We start from the raw sequence: 20,396 nt of genomic DNA on the forward strand, positions 1-20,396 counted from the left end.
AATCGCGGATACAACATGACCCAGGATTGGACACAACAAACTGGCGAGGACAGCCAGCAAACCACCCACTCCCTGACCTGTGCGGGCGATGACGAGCAGGCGGTGAAAGCCGGCCTGGAAGCGGCACTGGAAAAAGCCGTCAGTCTGCTGGATCGCAATGTGCGCGATGATGCCCGTTATCTGCTGTGTGAGTGGAGTGTGGCGGACGCGCGCCTGGCGATTGTGGTCAGCGACGACAGCAAAAGCCTGGATGCTCCTGAAGTGGTGGTGTGCCATTTCAACTGTTTCGATAACGCCGTGGATGTGGAGCAGGTGCAATTCCTGATTCGTGACTACCTCACCACCTGCACGGCTTTCCTCGGCTGGTCCCTGCTGGCCGCCTTCCATGAAGGCGATCGTCAGCGTTCCCGCCTTCTGTAATCCTTTCTGTGGGTGCGTGCCTGCAGGCGAAGGGCGCACAATGAAACAAAGGCTTCGTTTGCAGGCAAACTCCCACAGTGCTTTGCAGAAAAGCGCGGGTGCTTCCGGTTAAGGGGGCGCATTGCAAGGCGGGGTGGGGCGACTGCGAGGGTGTTTTTCGCGGTGGAACCACCGCTCCTACGGGGAGGGGCTTGCAGAGGGGGGAGTCGTTGGCGCGGGAAATACGGCCCTGTCCCTTTTCTGTTTTGTTTTTCACCTCGCCTTGGGTGTCATCGATGTCTGGTGGGAGATTCAGCTTGCTGAACTTCCCACCCACTGGCAAAGCGGTAATGCCAGAGTGGGGTTCGGTTTGGGACAGGCTTCGTTTGCAAGCAAACTCCCACAGTGCTTTGCAGAAAAGCGCGGGTGCTTCCGGTTAAGGGGGCGCATTGCAAGGCGGGGTGGGTCGACTGCGAGGTTGTTTTCGCGGTGGAACCACCGCTCCTACGGGGAGGGGCTTGCAGAGGGGAGGGGTTATCGTTGGCGCGGGCACGACCTTGCCGCTGCCATGGCCTCCCTCGCGCAACTATTCACTGTTAATTATTAACTATTAACTGCCTTCACAGTTCGCTTGGCAATCGCCCGCAACACAATCTGGCATTGGTTCTCGCCATACTCGCGAATGTCTGCGCCGGCGTCCTGGCGTTTGCGACCGACGATATTCACCAGCAGGCGCTTGAAGATCTGCAGGGAGACGTCGAATTCGGTGGTGTCTTCCTGCAGGGCGATGAAGGAATAGCGCTTGAGCAGGGGAATCAGGTTCTGGATGTCGGTTTCCAGATAGCGGTTGGCGGAGAAGCGGGCGGTGGCGATCTCCACGAAACGGAAGGCCAGCTGATGAGCGGCAGGCATATCGTTGTTCTGAAAATGCTGTTCCAGCTGCGGCAGCATGGCCACCAGATCTTCAATTTGTCCCGGCTGCCAGCTTGTCGCCGCGCGCTCGGCCAGCTGGGACAGCAGCAGAAACAGGAACTCATAGAGGTCCTTCACCTGGGTTTCTGTCACCTCGCACACCCGCGCGCCCCGGCGCGGCTGCAGCTCGATCAGATGTTGCTTTTCCAGCAGCCTGAAAGCCTCCCGGAGTGAGTTGGTGCTCACATCAAGGTCCTTTGCCAGCTCGCTTTCGGGCAGTTTGTTCCCCGGCGCGAGTTCCCCGGTAATGATCCTCTCGCCCAGGTGGCGGGCGATTTGTTCGCTCAGGCTGACAGCTTGCAACGACATGACACCTTCCTGTGAATCGGCGACGCCATTATGACGTCATGGGCGTAGTATTTCATTTCTTGAGTTGTTTGACAATTCAAGAAATCAGGGATAATGTTGCCATCGTTGACTGTTACTTTGAGCTTGAACAAGCGAGGACAAGACCATGTTCGAGAGCATGAATCCCGATCGGATGCTGACAATAAAAAAGTGGGGCTACGTGTTGTTCTGGGCAACCATGGTGCCGCTGGTACCCTTCTCCGCCTTTGTCGGTGTGGATAATGGCACCCAGGATTACTGGGCCTGGTTCCTGTATTTCGTGATCTTCGGCATCATCCCGGTGCTGGACTACATCATCGGCAAGGACCCTTCCAACCCGGATGAAGAGGTTCAGGTGCCCACCCTGACCGAAGAAGTGATCTATCGGGTGTTCACCATTCTGATGGGCTTCGTGTGGATCGCGGTGCTGTTCTATGCCGGCCACATCTTCATGACCAACGATTACGGCCTGCTGGGCAAGATCGGCTGGATTGTGTCCATTGGTACCGTGGGTGGCATTATTGCTATCAACCTGGGCCATGAGCTGATCCACAAGGATCCAAAGATTGAAAACTGGATGGGCGGTCTGCTGCTGTCCTCCGTGACCTATGCCGGCTTCAAGGTTGAGCACGTGCGTGGTCACCATGTACATGTGTCGACGCCGGATGATGCGTCTTCCAGCCGTTACAATCAGGGCCTGTATGATTTTCTGCCGAAGGCGTTCGTGCGTAACTTCAAGAATGCCTGGGCGCTGGAGAAGAAGTACCTGGAGCGCAAAGGCAAAAAGAATATCAGCATCCATAACGAGCTGATCTGGTGGTACAGCATTTCTGCCCTGTTTGCGGTGGCCTTCGGTGTTATCTGGGGCTGGCAGGGTGTGGTGTTCTTCCTGGGGCAGAGCTTCTTCGCAGCGCTGGCACTGGAAATCATCAACTACATCGAGCACTACGGCCTGCACCGTCGTGTTAATGACAACGGCCGCTACGAGCGGGTGACGCCGGCACACAGCTGGAACTCCAACTACCTGCTCACCAACATCGCCCTGTTCCAGCTGCAGCGTCACAGTGACCACCACGCCTATGCCAAGCGTCGTTATCAGGTGCTGCGTCACTACGAGGAAAGCCCGCAGCTGCCGGGGGGCTATGCCGCCATGTACGTTCTGGCCCTGTTCCCGCCGCTGTGGAAAAAGGTCATGAACCCCCGTGTGGAGGCCTACTACGAGGGTGAGATGGATCAGCTGTTCCGGGATGCCAAGCGGGTGAATAATATCGCTTGAAGGCAGTTAACAGTGAACAGTGAATAGTTAACAGCGAAAGACGACAAGCCCCGGCATTGCCGGGGCTTTTTTTGGTTCATCGCGGATTAGCGGGAAGTCTGACTTTACATCAGTATCAGTAAACGTTGTTCCGATTCTCGCTGTGGGAGCTTGCTTGCAAGCGAATGGGTTTGGGGCGAGGCTGGGAAAGGCTTCGTTTGCAAGCAAGTTATTCGCTTCGCTCACCTTTCGGGCCGCACTCCGTGCGTTAGTTCGCTACGCTACGCTCCCACCCCAAGAGCAAAATCGCCCTCGGCCAGTTCATGCCTGGCCCGGTTTTCCGTCATTCCGAGATGAGCCTGTTTGTTGGCCGCGCAGAGGCGGTGTTTCCCCTGTAGGAGCCCAGCTTGCCTGGGCGAAAAGCTCAGGAGCGAGGACGAATTGCGAGAACCTGGCTTGATGCGCATCCGGTTATGTCTTTCGAAATTCGACACTCTTATCGCCCAGGCAAGCTGGGCTCCTACAAGGGCCGAACAGGACGCGGTTGTAACGTAGGCGCGGGCACGGCCAACCCCGCGCAACTATTCACTATTCATTATTAACTATTAACTGCTTTTTACTGTCGCCAGAACATGGGCGTGAACAGCACCAGCAGGGTGAAGATTTCCAGGCGGCCGGCGACCATGAGGACGGTCATCATCCACTTGGCGCTATCGGTAATGTTGGCAAAGCCGGCGCCTACCTCGCCGATGCCCACCCCCAGGTTGTTGAGGCTGGCGGCCACGGCGCTGACGGCGGTGGTGAGATCCATGCCGGTCATGGTGAACAGCAGGGTGAAGATCACCGAGATGGTGATATAGACGCCAACGAACCCCCACACGGCCTGGAGTACCCGATCGGGAATGGACTGGCGGCCAAAGCGCAGGGCAAACACCCCGTTGGGATAAATCAGCCGGCGCAGTTCGCGGATGCTGTGGTGAAATACCAGAGCGGCGCGGACGGCTTTCATGCCGCCGCCGGTGGAGCCGGCGCAGCCGCCGATAAAACTGGTGAAGACCAGCAGGAAGGGGATGAAGCCCGGGAAGGCCGCCGCGTTGGTGCTGGTCAGCCCGGTGCCGGTGCTGAAAGACGCCACCTGGAACGCGGAGTGGCGTAGGGCATCGGCAAAGTTGAAGTCGTAATGGAAGAACAGTAGCCCGGCGGTGATGATGCTGGTGTAGATCAGGAACAGGGTGATGAAGAAACGGAATTCCGGATCACGGATGAACACCAGCAGGGAGCGACCACGCCACATGGCGAAATGCAGGGCGAAGTTGATGCCGCCAATCAGGATGAACGTGGTGGCGGTCCAGTCAATCAGCGGGTTGTCCCAGTAGGCCATGGAGGCGTCGTGGGTGGAGAAGCCGCCGGTGGCCACGGTGCTGAAGCTGTGGCAGATGGCATCGAACACGGTCATCCCGAAAGCCCAGTAGAGAGCGGCGCAGGCGACAGTAATGAACAGATAGATGTACCACAGGGCCTTGGCGGTTTCGGCGATCCGCGGGGTGAGCTTGGCGTCTTTCATGGGGCCGGGGATTTCCGCCTTGTACAGCTGCATGCCCCCGATACCCAACATGGGCAGAATGGCCACGGCCAGTACCACTACGCCCATGCCGCCGAGCCACTGTAGTTGCTGGCGATAATAGAGAATGGACTTGGGCAGAAAATCCAGGCCGGAAAGCACGGTGGCGCCGGTGGTGGTCAGCCCCGATACGGATTCGAACACGGCATCGGTGAAACCCACCGGCACATCATCGCTAATGATCAGGGGCAGGGCGCCGATCACCCCCAGCACTGACCAGAACAGGGTAACCACCAGGAAGCCGTCGCGGGTTTGCAGTTCCGCCTTGTTGCGGAAGAAGGGCAGCCACAGGGCCAGGCCCAGCGCCAGGCTGAGCACAAAGGAAATCAGGAACGGGCCTTCACCGCCTTCCTGATACCAGTAGGACACCGCCACCGGCGGCATCATGGTAAAGCTGAACACCACCAGCAACAGGCCAAGAATTTTCGAGATCAGCGCGAAGTGCATGGTTAGCTGGCCTGGTCTGACGTCTGACGTCGGACGTCTGACGCGTAAACACTGGTGCGTGGAGCGAGGTTAGGGGCGTCCGTCGTCCGTCGTCCGACGTCCGACCCGCTTATAGAAACTGCTTCCATTGCCGCTGCTCCAGTCACCACAGAATCCCCTAAAAGAACGTAAACCCCACCTGGAACAGTTTTTCCACGTCCCGGGTGCGGCGCTTGTCGATCAGAAACAGGATGACGTGATCATCCGGTTCGATGACCACGTCATCGTGGGCGATCAGCACTTTCTCGCCACGTACGATGGCGCCGATGGTGGTGCCTTCGGGCAGGTCGATATCCTCGATGGCACGGCCCACTACCTTGGAGGAGCGAGCGTCACCGTGGGCAATGGCCTCGATAGCTTCTGCCGCGCCCCGGCGCAGGGAATAGACGTTCACCACATCACCGCGGCGCACATGGCTGAGCAGGCTGCCGATGGTGGACTGTTGGGGCGAAATGGCGATGTCGATGTCGTGACCCTGGACCAGATCCACATAGGCCGGGTTGGAGATCAGCGTCATCACCTTGCGTGCGCCCAGCCGCTTGGCCAGCAACGAAGCCATGATGTTGGCTTCGTCATCGTTGGTGAGGGCGCAGAACACATCGGTGTTTTCGATGTTGGCGCGCAGCAGTTCGTCACGGTCGGTGGCCAGGCCCTGCAAGACCACGGTCTGGGCCAGCTTTTCGCCCAGCCAGTCGGCGCGGCCTGGACTGCGCTCCAGCACTTTCACGTTGTAGCGGTGCTGAATGGTCTTGGCCAGGCGGTAGCCGATGTTGCCGCCGCCGGCGATGAGGATGCGCTTGTAGTTGTGTTCCAGGCGGCGCAATTCACTCATTACCGCGCGGATGTCGTTCTTGGCGGCAATGAAGAACACTTCATCATCCGCTTCGATCACCGTGTTGCCTTCTGGAATGATGGGCCGGCCGCGGCGGAAGATGGCCGCTACCCGGGTATCCACGTTGGGCATGTGCTTGCGCAGTTCGCGCAGCTCGTTGCCCACCAACGGGCCGCCATAATAGGCGCGCACCGCCACCAGCTGTACCCGGCCACCGGCAAAGTTCACCACCTGCAGGGCGCCGGGGTGTTCGATCAGCCGGCGGATATAGTCGGTGACCACCTGCTCCGGGCTGATGATCACATCAATGGGCAGGGCGCCTTCATTGAACAGTTTGTCCGAGCGGCTGGTGTAGTGGGCGGTACGGATACGGGCAATCTTGGAGGGGGTGCGGAACAGGGAGTAGGCCACCTGACAGGCAATCATGTTGGCCTCGTCAGAATTGGTGACCGCAATCAGCATGTCGGCGTCTTCGGCGCCGGCCTCCTTGAGCACATTGGGGTAGCAGCCCATGCCGCGCACGGTGCCGATATCGAGTCGGTCGCCCAGCTCGCGCAGACGCTCCGCATCGGTATCGATGACGGTAATGTCGTTCCGCTCGTTGGCCAGGTTTTCTGCCAGGGTTCCCCCCACCTGACCGGCACCGAGAATGATGATTTTCATGCGTCCTGCTGAGCCCCCTTGCGCAGGCAAGCCAGATAGAAGCCATCCGGTCCGTCTTGCTGCGGAAACAACTGCCATCCCGCGTCCACCATTGTGGCCTGTTCCGGGCGTGGCGTCACATCCCGTGCCTGTGGCTGGCGCTGCAGAAACGCGCTGACCTGACGATCATTCTCGTCGCGCAGCACCGAACAGGTGGCATACACCAGCATGCCGCCGGGCTTGAGCAGCGGCCATAGTGCATCCAGCATGCGCGCTTGTAAATCAACCAGTGCAGGAATGTCCGACGCTTTTCGGTGCCATTTCACGTCCGGTTGGCGACGCAGAATGCCGGTGGCGGAGCAGGGCGCATCCAGCAGGATGGCATCAAAGGGCTCGCCATCCCACCATTGCTCTGGCTGACTGGCGTCCCCCTGCAACAGGGTGGCGGTGGCGCCAAGGCGCGCCAGGTTTTCCTTGATACGGGTCAGGCGGCGGGGCTCCAGCTCCAGGGCTACCAGGTCGGCATGGGGGAATTTTTCCCGCAGCTGGCCGGTCTTGCCGCCGGGGGCAGCGCAGGCATCAAGGATGCGGCCGTTGGGCGGCGCCTGCAGCAATTCGCCGGGAAGCTGGGCGGCTTCATCCTGCACTGACAGGGCGCCCTGCTCGAAACCAGGCAGCTGGAACACCGGCCGGGCCGGTTTCACATAGATGCTCCAGGGTGACAGGTCGCCGGGGCGGGCGCCCTCGCCCAGGGCGGCAATGGCGCCGGCCCGTTGTTGCTGGTTGCGATTGACCCGCAGGGTAAAAGGTGGGGTCTGCAGGTTGGCACGGGCCATGGCTTCGGCCTGCTCGGGCCAGTCCCGGGTCCAGCTTTTATACAGCCAGTCCGGCAGGCTGAGCTGGATGTTGGGAGTGGCGTCCGCAAGGGCGTCCTCCACGTTCAGCTTGCTGGCCTTGCGCAGCACCGCGTTGCTGAGGCCGGCGGCCCAGGGGGCTTTCAGCTTGCGACACAGCTGCGGGTAGGCATTGACGATGGCGTGGGCCGGGCGGTCACTGAACCACAGCTCATAAAGCCCGGCCAGTAACGCCAGTCGCACCGGCTGGGCACTGGCCTTGAGCGGTTTGGAGAGTTGCTGGTTAAGCCAGTGGTTGAGCGGGCGCAGGTGGCGGCAGACGCCGAAGCTGATATCCCGCATCAGGCCGCCGTCGCTGCCTTGCAGGGGGAAGTCGCGCAGTACCTCACGCAGGCTTTCGCCATCGCCCTTGCCGGGGATCACGCGGTCAAGAACGCGGACCGCGCTCAGCCGCGGGTCAGGCGTCGCCACTGTTGCTGTCCACTGCGTCACCCAGGGGCTCGCCGACCTTGAACAGATCCGGGTTGCCGCGCAGCAGGTCGGCCACGGCCATGCGCCGTTTGCCCGGCAGCTGCAGGGCTTCCAGTATCAGGATGCCGTCGCCGGTGGCCACCTGAATACCGCTGTCGTCCACCTTGAGGATTTGGCCGGGCTCGTCATCATCCTTGCCGGGCAGCGGGCTTTCACTGGCCTGCCAGACCCGCATGGGCTGGCCGTTGAGGGGCACCCAGGCCACCGGAAACGGGTTGAAGGCACGGATGCGGTTGTAGAGGGCGCGGGTGGGCAGGCGGAAATCCAGCCGCCCTTCTGCCTTGCTCAGCTTGTGGGCATAGGTCACGCCGTCGTCCGGTTGGACGGTGGCGTTGGCCAGATACTGTTCCAAATCATCCAGTACGGTGACCAGCAGCCGCGCGCCCTGGGCGGCCAGCCGGTCGTGGAGTTCGCCGCCGGTCTCTGCGTCGCCAATGGGCAGGGACTCGCTGAGTAGCATGGGGCCGGTATCCAGGCCGGCTTCCATCATCATGATGGTGTTGCCGGTCTCGGTATCCCCCATGCTGATGGCGCGCTGGATCGGTGCCGCCCCGCGCCAGCGGGGCAGCAGGGAACCGTGCACGTTCAGGCAGGCCAAACGGGGAATATCCAGCACCGCCTGGGGAATGATCAGCCCATAGGCCACAACGACCAGTGCATCCAGATTCAGGTCGCGCAGCTGTTGGCGAATCTCCTCGCCCTTCAGGTTTTCGGGCTGCAGCACCGGAATATCATGGCTTTCCGCCAGTAGCTTTACCGGGCTCTTCTGTACTTTCTTGCCACGACCGGCAGCCCGGTCCGGCTGGGTGAGCACAGCCACCACGTCATGATCACTGTCGAGCACGGCCTGCAGACTGGCCGCAGCAAAATCCGGGGTGCCGGCGAAGGCGAGACGTAAGGGTTTCAATGAACAGCCTCTGGGTTGGTGATGATGAGGAAGGGAAGATCAGTTGAAAGTGTAAAGTTGAAAGTTCAAACGCGGATCACTGTTGCGGCCAGCGAATGGGCGCTTTCCCCGCGCCGGAACGTTAGAGCGCGGGAAACGAGTTAGACGCTTGCTCAGCCTACCGCGCGCTTTTCAACTTTAAACTTTGAACTTTCAACTCAACCCTGCAGCCGGTGCACTTTCTCCAGCTTCTTCTTGATCCGGTCGCGCTTGAGGCGGGAAACGTAGTCCACGAACAGCTTGCCTTCCAGATGGTCGATCTCGTGCTGGATGCAGGTGGCGAGGAGCTCGTCGGCCTCTTCCTCGAAGGTGTTGCCGTCCCGGTCCAGCGCAGTGATCTTCACCCGTGCTGGGCGCTTCACCTTCTCATAGAAGCCGGGCACCGACAGACAGCCCTCCTCGTAGGGGGCCAGATCATCGGTGAGCGGGGTAATTTCCGGGTTGATAAAGACCCGGGGTTCGCTCTTGTCCTCGGACAGATCCATGACGATCACCCGCTTGTGCACGTTCACCTGGGTCGCAGCCAGGCCGATGCCGGGGGCGTCGTACATGGTTTCGAACATGTCGTCGATGAGTTTGCGAAGCTCGTCATCTACCTTTTCCACCGGCTTTGCTACGGTTCTCAACCGGGGGTCAGGGAATTCCAGTATTTCCAGTTTGGCCATGTACCTTCTCAGAAGTTGCGATAGCACTCGAAATTCGGTTGCTAAATATATGATCGCATTGCTAGTATCCAAAAGAAACCGTGTCTGCCTCGGCGTCGCACGGCCTCTTTAGGGGATGAGTCCAATAATGATAAAAGGAATCCGATGATGATGAAATCGGTCCAGCGCGCCTTTACCGTCGGGCTGCTGCTGTCAGTGACAGGCCTGGCCTCCGCTGCAGTGATGCTCAAAGATGGGCATCCCGGCAAGTATTATGTCAAGAATGGCGACACCCTGTGGGACATCAGCTCCCGTTTTCTGGAAGAGCCGTGGCAGTGGCCGGAAATCTGGCAAATCAATGAAGAAATTGGTAATCCGCACCTGATTTACCCCGGTGACGAGATTCGTCTTTCCTATGTGAATGGCGAGCCGCGTCTGTCCGTGAAGCGGGGTGTGGAAGAGACAGTGATGTCCAATGGGGTGGTCAAGCTGTCTCCGCGGGTGCGTGAAATCGCCAACGATGAGGCGATCCCGGTGATCCCGGCCAGCGCCATTGCCGCCTACCTGAAAGAAGGTCTGGTGGTGAGCCGCCAGGAAATCCAGGAAGCCCCCTACATTATCGGTGGCCGTGACCGTCGCGTGGTATTTGGCGAAGGTGACACGGTGTATGTCCGTGATACCCGCACCCAGTGGGAAGAGCTGGAACGGGGCTACGGGGTATACCGCACCGGTGAGCAGTATGTGGACCCTGAAACCAACGAAGTACTGGGCTATGAAGCCCGCCAGGTGGGCCTGGGCCGGGTGTCCAACCAGGAAGGCGAAATTGTCAGCCTGCGCCTGAGTGATTCCACGGAAGATGTTCGCATTGATGACCGTATCTTCTCCACCGAAGACCGTCGCGTGCGCGGGGTGCTGTATCCCAGTGCCCCGGATACCAAGATCGAAGCCCAGGTGATGCGCTTCTTTGATCGCCTCAACAGTGTGGCCCGCAACGATGTGGTGGTGCTCAACAAGGGTATCCGTGACGGCCTCAAGGAAGGCAACGTGCTGGATATCTTCGGCAAGGGTGAAGTGGTCCGCGATCGCCAGCTGGGCGACAACGTGGAGCTGCCTTCGGAAAAAACCGGCTCCCTTGTGGTGTTCCGGGTTTTCGACAAGGTCAGTTATGGCTTGATTATGGAGTCCACCCGGCCTATTTATATGAACGATATTGCCAAGAGTCCGGCGGGCAGCTACTGATCTGAACATGCGGTAGCGCTCACCGCCGGCGCTCAGGCGCCCCATTCACCGTCAACGCACACAAGGAGGTGGGCGATGGACGGACAATTCAAACGCCTGTTGTTACAGGCGTTGTTTTCTCCCTCATCAGCGGCCCTGGGCCGCGCCTTGCAGCATCACCGGATCAACGCCGACCCGGTATCCAATTTTCTGCCCATGTTGCCGGCGGGGCTGAAAGACCGTGCCCGGATGCTGGATAACACCGGTAATCTCACCGCCTATTACGAGCAGCTGCAAGAGCAGGGCTGGCGCTGGATCGCCCTGGGCGACAAGGACTATCCGGAACTACTGTCACGCATCAGCGATCCGCCGGGGGTGTTGGCGGTGCGCGGGGACGCGACCGTACTGAATGCGCCTTCCATTGCCATCGTGGGGGCCCGCAATGCCTCCGCCGATGGCCTGGATAACAGCCGCCGCTTTTCCCGGCAGCTGGCGGCGGCCGGGTTTGTGGTCACCAGTGGTTTGGCGCTGGGGGTAGATGCCGCTGCCCACCGCGGTGCTCTAACAGCAGGGCGGACCGTGGCGGTACTGGGAAGCGGCCCGGACCGGTTATACCCGCCCCGCAATGCCACCCTGGCCAATCAGATTGCCGACCAGGGGGGCGCGCTGGTGTCCGAGTTTGCACCGGGTTCACCGCCGTTACCGTCCCAGTTCCCACAGCGTAACCGGATCATCAGCGGGCTCAGCCTGGGCACCGTGGTGGTGGAAGCCGCCATTCGCAGTGGCTCGCTGATCACTGCCCGTACCGCGCTGTCCCAGGGGCGCGAGGTGTTCGCGATTCCCGGCAGTATCCACAATCCGCTCAGCAAGGGCTGTCACCATCTGCTTCGGGACGGGGCCACCTGGCTGGAGTCCATGGAGGATATCTTCGATGCGTTCGGGGATTTCCGCCGCACCGTGGAAAGCTGCAAGCTGAATGGGGAAGGGGGCCGGCCCGCGCTGTTGCAGCACCTTACCAGCGGTATCAATTCCCTGGACATGCTGCACACCCGAACTGGCCTGCCCATGAGTGATCTGGCCGGCCAGCTGGCCGATCTGGAGATGGAGGGCTGGGTGGAGCGAGTGGCCGGTGGCTACCTGAAACGCAGCCGAACATCGCGGGCGTCGTGAGTTGACGCCGCAAGCCCGACGCTAAAACCCAATGAGGATGGCTGCCTCTGGCTTTGAGTGCATGACAAGCCGTGATGGAGGGTTGAGCAACATCCCGGCCCGCGGGTTTCACTCTGTTGGCTGAGGGGCCTACCATGAAGGTGTGACTTGCCAACCGGCTTGATCTGGGAGGGCTGTCGACATGTTTGAGATCCTGGTGCCTTATCGTGAGGACCCGTCCCGCTGGTTTGCGGTGGATGCGGTCTCTCTGGGCGGTGACCTGTACCGTATTGCTGGTGTGGGGGAGGACGCTCCGCCGCTGCGCTTTGGTGAGGGAGACCGGGTGGAGTGTGAGCAACAAGCCGACCATGACGGGCATGTTCGCCTGTTGGCCCGCCGGGTTGCAGCACCGGACTGGTAGCGCTCACTTGTCGGGCATCAGAAGGCAGGGTATGTTCCCCGTTTTTGTGGCCGGGCAGCCTTCATGAAACAGCATCTTCAATCTGCAGCAGAGATTATTCAGGCCGGCGGTGTGGTGGCCTATCCCACCGAGTCCGTTTACGGGCTGGGGTGTGATCCGTTCAATCAGCAGGCGGTCATGCGTCTGCTGGCCATCAAACAGCGCCCGGTGGAGAAGGGGCTGATCCTGATCGGGGCCGATCTTGAACAGCTGCTGCCCTATGTGCAGCTGACCCAGGCCCAGCAGCAACAGCTGGCCGCAGGCTGGCCGGCGCCGCTGACCTGGCTGGTGCCGGTCACCGGGGCGGTCCCCGCCTGGGTGCGCGGTAGCCATCCCAAGGTGGCTATCCGGGTGCCGGACCACCCACTGGCCCGGGAGCTCTGCCGCCGGGTAGGCCATCCGATCATTTCCACCAGTGCCAACCTGTCCGGCCGCCCTTCGGCCCGAAACACCTTTCAGGTCGCCCGTCAGCTGGGTGAGCAGCTCGATTTTATCGTGACCGGAGCCTGTGACCGGGCCAGCAAACCCTCTACCATTATCGATCTGGAAAGCGGGCGCACCGTGCGCGCCTGAAAAGACGCCGCCAATAGAACGCGGCAACACGCATTCCCCGGGGAGAGAACCATGTCAGACGTTTCACTGCAGGCGGTAAAAGACTACCTGCTGGGCCTGCAGGATCGTATCTGTGAACAACTGGCCGCAGAAGATGGCAGTGCCGACTTCCGCGAAGACAGCTGGGAGCGTGAACAGGGTGGCGGTGGGCGCAGCCGGGTGCTGGAAAACGGTGCCGTGATCGAAAAGGGCGGGGTGAACTTCTCCCATGTGTTTGGTGCCCAGCTGCCGCCGTCGGCCACCGCCGCCCGCCCTGAACTGGCCGGACGCAGTTTTCAGGCCATGGGCGTGTCCCTGGTGATTCACCCGAAGAATCCCTATGTGCCCACCAGCCATGCCAATGTGCGTTTCTTCGTGGCAGAAAAAGAAGGCGAAGACCCGGTGTGGTGGTTCGGCGGAGGCTTTGACCTGACCCCCTACTACGGTTTTGAAGAGGATGTGGTGAGCTGGCACCGCACCGCCAAGGCGGCCTGTGATCCCTTCGGTGATGACATCTATCCCGAGTTCAAGAACTGGTGCGATGACTACTTCCACCTCAAGCATCGCGATGAACCCCGTGGGGTCGGCGGGCTGTTCTTCGATGATCTCAACCGCTTTGACTTTGATACCAGCTTTGCGCTGATGCGCAGTATCGGTGATGCCTACATCGAGGCCTATCGGCCCATTATCGCCCGCCGCAAGGATCACGACTACGGTGAGCGCGAGCGCAATTTCCAGCTCTATCGCCGTGGCCGTTACGTGGAGTTCAATCTGGTTTACGACCGCGGCACCATTTTTGGCCTGCAATCCGGTGGGCGTACCGAATCCATCCTCATGTCCCTGCCGCCCCTGGTGCGCTGGGATTATGACTGGCAGCCGGAGCCGGGTAGCCCCGAGAGCGAGTTGTATGACAAGTTCCTGATCAAGCGGGAGTGGGTATGAGTGCCTTGTATTGTGTGTTCGGCAACCCGGTAGCGCATTCCCGCTCGCCGGATATCCATCACGCCTTTGCCAAACAGAAAGGCGATGAAGTCCAGTATGAAAAGCGCGAGGCGCCGCTGGACGATTTCGCCGGTGCCCTGCAGGCGTTTCACGCTGATGGGGGACTGGGTGCCAATGTGACCGTGCCCTTCAAGGAGCAGGCGTTTGCCCTTTGCAGCGCGGTCACCGAGCGGGCCAATCAGGCGGGGGCTGTGAATACCCTGTGGTGGGAAGGCGATCAGCTCAACGGAGACAATACCGACGGGGCCGGTATGGTCACTGACATTCGCGACAACCTTGGCTGGCAGATTCAGGGCAAACGGGTGTTGGTGCTGGGCGCCGGTGGCGCTGTGCGTGGTGTCATGGGGCCGCTGCTGGCGGAAAAACCGACCCTGGTGCGGGTGGCCAACCGCACCGCGGAAAAAGCCGAAATTCTTGCGCGCCGCTTCATGGATGGCAGCAATTCGCCGGTACTGGGCAGTGGGCTTGAGGGCCTGGCGGGCCAATTCGATGTGGTGATCAATGCCATCTCTGCCGGTTTGCATGGCGAGATGCCGACGCTGCCGGATGGCCTGCTGGCGGACGGTGCCGTGGCCTATGACATGGTCTATGGCAAGGAGCCCACGCCCTTCATGCGCTGGGCCGGGGAACAGGGTGCCCATGCGGTGTCGGATGGTCTGGGTATGCTGGTGGAGCAGGCGGCGGAAGCCTTTGAAATCTGGCGCGGCTGGCGACCGGATACGGCTCCGGTCATGGCCATGCTGAGGTAGCGGTGGAAAACGAAATGGTCCTGTATGAGGTCGTTTATGCCTCACTGGTGAGTCTGGGCATGGTGCTGGTCACCGTGACGCTGCACTACTGGACCCTCTACGGCCTGTCGGAATTTCTCAAGCGTTACAAGCAGCGTGTGCGGGGCGAAATCCTGTTGGTTGTCATCGCCATGTTTGCCGCCCACATGATCGAGATTACCCTTTATGGCTGGGTGTACCTGTTGCTGGACAACAGTGATACCGCCATGAACATTGGTGGCGCCGTGGATGGCAGCTTCCTTGATCATCTTTATTTTTCTGCAGCTTGTTACACCTCATTGGGACTGGGCGACCTTTTCCCCATGGGCACCCTGCGATTGATTGCCGGGGTAGAAGCACTCAATGGACTGATATTGATTACCTGGTCTGCGTCGTTTGCCTTCCTGGTGATGCAGCGTCGCTGGCGGTTTTAGTTGAAAGTTCAAAGTTTAAAGTTGAAAAGGCGCGAGATAGGTATTCGTATTTTCTGATTCGTGCCCGCGCCATTACCAGGGAGCGCGGGCAGGGCATGGAAAACCCCTCCTGGCTGATTCGCGTTTCAACTTTAAACTTTGAACTTTCAACTGCTTTTAGGGGGCAACCGATTTTTTTACAGGATTATCCAATGCGTGCTGTTGTTGTTCTCTTATTGCTTGCCGGTACCAGCTCTTTTGCCTCCGCCTCCACCCTGGGTTTTGCCTGGGACAATGATCTGTTCGTTGGTGAGGATGGTGGTTACACCAATGGCGTTCGCTTCAGTTGGGTGGGTAATGCCCATGATGAATGTGATGGGCAAAGCGATCACGGCCTGACCTGCGGCCTGGCCCGTGTGATCAATCCACTGCCGGGCGTACGGCTGGAAGGGCAGAATCATGCCCTGGCGGTGGGGCTGGAACAGACCATGGTCACGCCTTCGGACATTACCCGCACGACACCGGATTATGATGATGTGCCCTATGTGGGCTACAGCAATATCGAGCTGGGCATGTTCAGCTGGAGTGAAGAATATCTGGTGGGGTACGGCGTGCGCCTGGGTGTTACCGGTCCGGACTCCGGTGCCGAACAGAGCCAGAAAGTGATTCACAAAATCACCGGTTCCGAAGCGCCGAAAGGCTGGGATAACCAGCTGGGGCCGGATGTGATTGGCGGTTTGATTGCGGTGTTTGCGGACCGGATTTTCCGGCTCGATCACAGCAATGGGTTGCAAACGGACATGGGCTACAGCGCGATGCTGGACGCGAATAATTTCCTGGGTACCGCCGGGATCAGCAGCTTCGTGCGTTTCGGCAGAAACCTGCCAGGCAACTTCACGCCGGATTATGCCGGGGTGGGTTCCTCCAGTTCCCAGGTGGGCCTGTTTGATCACGATGGCACGGGCTGGGAAATCTTCCTTGGCGCGTCGGCGGAATACATCGGCTACTTTTACCTGGAAGAGAAAACCGATCGCTACAACCTGGAAACCCGTGACGGCACCCTGGGTGTAGTGGTGGGCAGCGGCGTGCACCTGGATAACTTCTCTTTCACCCTCACCCTGCAGGGCTCCCAGTCTCCGCTACGCAACAGCGACGACCTGCTGAGCTTCGGCAACATGTCGTTCATGTGGAAAATATAAATCGCTACGAGCTACGAGCTACGCTCGATTGATAGAGAAACCTCGAAAAGTTCCCGGGTTTTTCAGCTTTTCTACGAAGCCGCTGTAGGAGTTCCCTTCCAGGGGACGAACCGAGCGACAGCGAGGAACTGAGATGCAGCTGGCACATGTCCTTGTTAGAACCCGTAGGAGCGAGCCTGCTCGCGATCCGAGCCTAAGCGAGGTAAGGATTCCAGAAACCTGACTGAAACTGTAGGCGCGGCGTTTGCTATGCCCTCCAGGAGCGATCGGGAACCGTGCGCAGACGGAATCGGCCGCAGGGCGATCAGGCCTTTCGGGGCTCGACAGGTCCTTGAAGAATGATCTGCCCGGGGGCAGCCTCGCTACGCTCGATTCGCCCAGGCGAGCTGGGTTCCTACAAATAACCATCCCCCTTCGTTCCAGTCTGGGGCTGTTATCTCCGTTGCACTCCGAGATCCCGCCACAGCTCCCCGGTAAGTGCAGAGAGGGCGTTAGGTGTGCCCCCCATCCGCCATATAGCGATCCTTCAACCGCACATAGTTTCCTGCCACATAGGTGAGAAACTGCCGTTCCTCATCGGTGAGCGGGCGTGCCTGCCGTGCCGGCTGGCCCCGGTACAGGTAACCGCTTTCCAGTCGTTTTCCCGGGCCCACCAGAGAGCCCGCGGCCACGATCACCTCGTCTTCCACTACGGCGCCATCCATGATGATGGCCTGCATGCCCACCATCACCCGGCTGCCCAGGGTGCAGCCATGGAGCATGGCCTGATGGGCAATGGTCACGTCGTCGCCAATCTCCAGACCATAGCCGCCCGGGTTGAAGGTAGAGTCATGGGTGATATGCAGCACCGCATTGTCCTGGATGCTGACCCGGGCACCGATACGGATGGAGTGCATGTCACCGCGGATCACTGCCTTGGGCCACACTGAGCAGTCATCGCCCAGGGTGACCTCACCCAGCACGGTGGCATCCCGGTCCACAAATACCCGTTCCCCCAACTGCGGGGCCTTGTCTTCAAAGCGGCGAATCCCCATCACTGATACACTCGATAGATGAATTTCATGCCCAGGCAGGGCCTGGTGCACTCTCTGGCCATTATACTGAGGCAAAGGCGCCGTCGGGTGCCAGTCTTCAGGTGGAGATGAGTTTAAAGTTCAAAGTTTAAAGTTGAAAAGGCGCGAGATGGTCTTTCGTGTTTTACCCCTTGCTGCCCGCGCCGTTACCGGGGAGCGCGGGCAGGGCATGGCAAACCCCACTGATCTGGTTCGCGTTTCAACTTTAAACTTTGAACTTTCAACTGATTACGACGCCGTACCAGAACAGGACCGATACCGAATGAGCAACGACAATCCGCTGATTGATTACCCCGATCTGCCGCCGTTTTCGGCGATCAAACCCGAACATGTCCTGCCCGCCGTGGAGCAGCTGGTGGCCGACGGCCGTGCCCGTATCGAGCAGGTGCTAGCGGCTGGCAAGTTTGATTATGCTCACCTGGTGCAAGCCCTGGACGAAGAAGACGATCGCTTGGGCAAGGCCTTCGGCCCGGCCGGGCACCTGAATGCGGTGGCCCAGAACGAGGAATTGCGTAACGCCTATAACAGCTGCCTGCCACTGCTCAGCGAGTACGGCACCGAAGTGGGCCAGAATGCGGCCCTGTGCGCGGCCTTTCAGGCGGTGCGCGACAGTGCCGAGTGGGACACGCTCAGCGAAGCCCAGCAGAAAGATCTGGAAAACACCCTGCGTGATTTCCGTCTCTCCGGTGTCGACCTGCCGGACGACAAGAAGGCAGAGTACATGGCCAATTCCAAGCGCCTGTCTGAACTCACCAGCAAATTTTCCGATAACGTGCTGGATGCCACCCAGGCCTGGACCAAGCACATCACCGATGAAGCGGAGCTGGATGGCCTGCCGGACAGTGCCAAGGCCGGTGCGGCTGATCGGGCAAAAGCCGATGGCAAGGATGGCTGGGTGCTGACCCTGGATGCGCCGGTGTTTATCGCCGTGATGAGCCACTGCAAGAACGCCGAGCTGCGCAAGGAGATGTACACGGCCTGGACCACCAAGGCGTCCGATCAGGGCCCGAATGCCGGCGAATTCGATAACGCCGAGATCATGAACGAAATCCTCGCCATCCGGCACCAACAGTCAGCCTTGCTGGGCTTTGAAAATTACGGCGAGAAATCCCTGGCCACCAAAATGGCCCGTGATGTTCAGGAAGTGATGGTCTTTCTGGAAGATCTCGCCAAACGTGCCAAGCCCCAGGCGGAGGAAGAGCTGGCGGCACTCAAGGCCTTTGCGGCCGAACAGGGTGCCGGGGATCTGCAGCCCTGGGACATTGGTTTCTGGAGCGAGCGTCTGCGCGAAGAGCGCTACAGCATCTCCGAGGAAGAACTGCGCCCCTGGTTCCCGGCGGACACGGTGATCAACGGCATGTTCGGCATTGTCGGCAAGCTGTTCGGCATCAAGTTCGAGAAGCGGGACGACGTGGATGTCTGGCACGACGACGTTCGCTTTTACGAACTGGTGGACGATGACGGTTCCGTGCGTGCTGCCTTCTACCTGGACATGTATGCCCGCACCGGCAAGCGTGGTGGCGCCTGGATGGACGACGCCCGCATTCGCCGTCGTCGCGCCGATGGCAGCCTGCAGACACCGGTGGCCTACCTGACCTGCAACTTCGCCCCGCCGGCCGGCGGCAAGCCCGGCCTGCTCACCCACGATGAAGTGGTTACCCTGTTCCACGAGTTTGGTCATGGCCTGCATCACATGCTCACCGAGCAGGATGTGCCCGGCATTTCCGGTATCAACGGTGTGGCCTGGGATGCCGTAGAGCTGCCCAGCCAGTTCCTGGAAAACTGGTGCTGGACCGAAGAAGGTATCGCGCTGATTTCCGGCCATTACGAAACCGGTGAACCCTTGCCGAAAGACAAGCTGGAAAAAATGCTGGCAGCGAAGAATTTCCAGAGCGCCATGCAGATGGTTCGGCAGATCGAATTCTCCCTGTTCGACATGCGTATTCATGCCGAGTACCAGGATGGCCTGAGCATTCAGGCGGTGCTGGATGAAGTGCGTGAGCAGGTGTCGGTGATTCAGCCGCCGGCGTTCAATCGTTTCCCCAACAGCTTTGGTCATATCTTCGCTGGCGGGTATGCGGCGGGTTACTACAGCTACAAGTGGGCGGAGGTGCTGTCCTCCGATGCGTTCTCCCGCTTCGAGGAAGAAGGCGAGTTCAACGAGTCCACCGGCCGTGAATTCCGCAGCGCCATCCTCGCCATGGGCGGCAGCCGCGAACCCATGGACCTGTTCAAGGCCTTCCGCGGCCGCGAACCCAGCGTGGAACCGCTGCTGCGCCATTCGGGAATCAACGGCTAAAACGCTGGACGCATGATGCCTGATGCCCGACGCCAAACCGCGTCAGGCATCGGGCGTCCAGCGTCAGGCATGGAGTACTCATGAAACGTCAGTTTATTGCCGGGGCCACTTGTCCGGAGTGCGGGCAGATGGACAAGATCCAGCGCATCATCGACGGTGATCGTCAGTGGATGCAATGTGTCAGTTGCGGAGCCACAAAGGATCTCGACGAAAAGCCACCAGAAACCACCGACGCCCTGGCCCAGCCGGTCAGCCTGCAACCGCCGAAGAAATAGATAATAGCTACAAGCTACAAGCTACAAGCTACAAGCTACAAGCTACAAGCTACAAGCTACAAGCTACAAGCTACAAGCTACAAGCTACAAGCTACAAGCTAGCGCTTGGATAAGAAAAACCCGAAAAGTTCCCGGCGCTTCGGCCTTTCTACGAAGCCGCTGTAGGAGCACCGCTTGAGGTGCGAACCGAGCGACAGCGAGGAACTGAGATGCTGCTGGCACAGGTCTTTGTTAGAACCTGTAGGAACGTAGCGAATAACGGTCGTTCGACCGCGATCCGAGCCTAAGCGAGGTAAGGGTTCCAGAAACGCTTTTCGATCTGTCGACGAACCTTGCGAAGAACGAAATCGAAAGCAGATCTGTCAGGCGTTTTAGGCTAGACAGGACTTAAAGAATGGGGTCCCTTCGGCCAACAAGATGGCTCTCCTACGGAAAGGGCTC

The 20,396-nt window shown here is 59.7% G+C and carries 19 protein-coding genes; 12 read left to right on the forward strand and 7 right to left on the reverse strand.

The annotated features are described in order from the left end of the window. Positions 1-15: 15 nt before the first annotated feature. On the forward strand, positions 16-420 hold the full coding sequence (locus tag HF945_RS16285; protein ID WP_290523610.1) for a hypothetical protein: 405 nt from the start codon (positions 16-18) through the stop codon (positions 418-420). Positions 421-1,002: 582 nt separating this feature from the next. Here HF945_RS16285 and HF945_RS16290 read toward each other — a convergent pair. Continuing rightward, complete coding sequence (locus HF945_RS16290; protein WP_290523611.1) at positions 1,003-1,680, reverse strand: GntR family transcriptional regulator; 678 nt, start codon at positions 1,678-1,680, stop codon at positions 1,003-1,005. 145 nt (positions 1,681-1,825) lie between these two features. Here HF945_RS16290 and HF945_RS16295 point away from each other — a divergent pair, with 145 nt between their 5' ends. Further along, the gene (locus tag HF945_RS16295) at positions 1,826-2,974 is read left to right on the forward strand and encodes an alkane 1-monooxygenase (protein WP_290523612.1); all 1,149 of its coding nucleotides are present in this window, start codon (positions 1,826-1,828) and stop codon (positions 2,972-2,974) included. Between the two features lie 595 nt (positions 2,975-3,569). Here the strand turns inward: HF945_RS16295 and HF945_RS16300 are convergent. The 5 genes from HF945_RS16300 to def form a co-directional block, all read right to left on the reverse strand. Next, the gene (locus HF945_RS16300) at positions 3,570-5,021 is read right to left on the reverse strand and encodes a TrkH family potassium uptake protein (protein WP_290523613.1); all 1,452 of its coding nucleotides are present in this window, start codon (positions 5,019-5,021) and stop codon (positions 3,570-3,572) included. A gap of 157 nt (positions 5,022-5,178) precedes the next feature. Then, positions 5,179-6,555: a Trk system potassium transporter TrkA gene (gene trkA / locus HF945_RS16305; protein ID WP_290523614.1), complete on the reverse strand. Its 1,377-nt coding sequence runs from the start codon at positions 6,553-6,555 to the stop codon at positions 5,179-5,181. Beyond that, the gene (gene rsmB, locus HF945_RS16310) at positions 6,552-7,859 is read right to left on the reverse strand and encodes a 16S rRNA (cytosine(967)-C(5))-methyltransferase RsmB (RefSeq protein ID WP_290523615.1); all 1,308 of its coding nucleotides are present in this window, start codon (positions 7,857-7,859) and stop codon (positions 6,552-6,554) included. The genes trkA and rsmB overlap by 4 nt, the downstream gene beginning before the upstream one ends. Beyond that, positions 7,846-8,826 (reverse strand): methionyl-tRNA formyltransferase, encoded by a 981-nt coding sequence (gene fmt, locus HF945_RS16315; protein WP_290523616.1) that lies wholly within the window; start codon positions 8,824-8,826, stop codon positions 7,846-7,848. The genes rsmB and fmt overlap by 14 nt, the downstream gene beginning before the upstream one ends. Positions 8,827-9,023: 197 nt before the next feature. Next, entirely contained in the window at positions 9,024-9,530 is a 507-nt protein-coding gene (def, locus tag HF945_RS16320; RefSeq protein ID WP_290523617.1) for a peptide deformylase, read from the reverse strand. A 147-nt stretch (positions 9,531-9,677) separates the two neighbouring features. Between def and HF945_RS16325 the strand changes: the two genes are divergently transcribed. The 8 genes from HF945_RS16325 (at position 9,678) to HF945_RS16360 (ending at position 16,308) form a co-directional block, all read left to right on the forward strand. After that, a complete protein-coding gene (locus HF945_RS16325) occupies positions 9,678-10,748 on the forward strand; it encodes a LysM domain-containing protein (RefSeq protein ID WP_290523618.1) in 1,071 nt (356 codons plus the stop codon). Positions 10,749-10,823: 75 nt separating this feature from the next. Next, positions 10,824-11,897: a DNA-processing protein DprA gene (dprA, locus tag HF945_RS16330; protein ID WP_290523619.1), complete on the forward strand. Its 1,074-nt coding sequence runs from the start codon at positions 10,824-10,826 to the stop codon at positions 11,895-11,897. A 181-nt stretch (positions 11,898-12,078) separates the two neighbouring features. Then, entirely contained in the window at positions 12,079-12,297 is a 219-nt protein-coding gene (locus HF945_RS16335) for a hypothetical protein (RefSeq protein WP_290523620.1), read from the forward strand. 63 nt (positions 12,298-12,360) lie between these two features. After that, positions 12,361-12,909, forward strand: a complete 549-nt coding sequence (locus tag HF945_RS16340) for an L-threonylcarbamoyladenylate synthase (RefSeq protein ID WP_290523621.1) — start codon at positions 12,361-12,363, stop codon at positions 12,907-12,909. Positions 12,910-12,960: 51 nt separating this feature from the next. Continuing rightward, entirely contained in the window at positions 12,961-13,869 is a 909-nt protein-coding gene (hemF, locus tag HF945_RS16345) for an oxygen-dependent coproporphyrinogen oxidase (protein ID WP_290523622.1), read from the forward strand. Further along, positions 13,866-14,678: a shikimate dehydrogenase gene (aroE, locus tag HF945_RS16350; RefSeq protein ID WP_290523623.1), complete on the forward strand. Its 813-nt coding sequence runs from the start codon at positions 13,866-13,868 to the stop codon at positions 14,676-14,678. Before hemF ends, aroE begins: the two co-directional genes overlap by 4 nt. 14 nt (positions 14,679-14,692) lie before the next feature. Then, entirely contained in the window at positions 14,693-15,130 is a 438-nt protein-coding gene (locus tag HF945_RS16355) for an ion channel (RefSeq protein ID WP_290523624.1), read from the forward strand. Positions 15,131-15,321: 191 nt separating this feature from the next. Next, entirely contained in the window at positions 15,322-16,308 is a 987-nt protein-coding gene (locus HF945_RS16360) for a lipid A deacylase LpxR family protein (protein WP_290523625.1), read from the forward strand. Positions 16,309-16,799: 491 nt separating this feature from the next. Here HF945_RS16360 and HF945_RS16365 read toward each other — a convergent pair whose 3' ends face one another. After that, positions 16,800-17,342 carry a gamma carbonic anhydrase family protein gene (locus HF945_RS16365; RefSeq protein ID WP_290525437.1) on the reverse strand — a complete coding sequence of 181 codons (543 nt, stop codon included), beginning with the start codon at positions 17,340-17,342 and terminating at the stop codon, positions 16,800-16,802. Positions 17,343-17,643: 301 nt separating this feature from the next. Between HF945_RS16365 and prlC the strand changes: the two genes are divergently transcribed. Both prlC and HF945_RS16375 read left to right on the forward strand, forming a co-directional pair. Next, positions 17,644-19,680 (forward strand): oligopeptidase A, encoded by a 2,037-nt coding sequence (gene prlC, locus HF945_RS16370; protein WP_290523626.1) that lies wholly within the window; start codon positions 17,644-17,646, stop codon positions 19,678-19,680. An 80-nt stretch (positions 19,681-19,760) separates the two neighbouring features. After that, entirely contained in the window at positions 19,761-19,955 is a 195-nt protein-coding gene (locus tag HF945_RS16375) for a YheV family putative metal-binding protein (RefSeq protein WP_290523627.1), read from the forward strand. Positions 19,956-20,396 lie beyond the last annotated feature (441 nt).

This window comes from Alcanivorax sp. (genome assembly GCF_017794965.1).
Taxonomy (GTDB): domain Bacteria; phylum Pseudomonadota; class Gammaproteobacteria; order Pseudomonadales; family Alcanivoracaceae; genus Alcanivorax.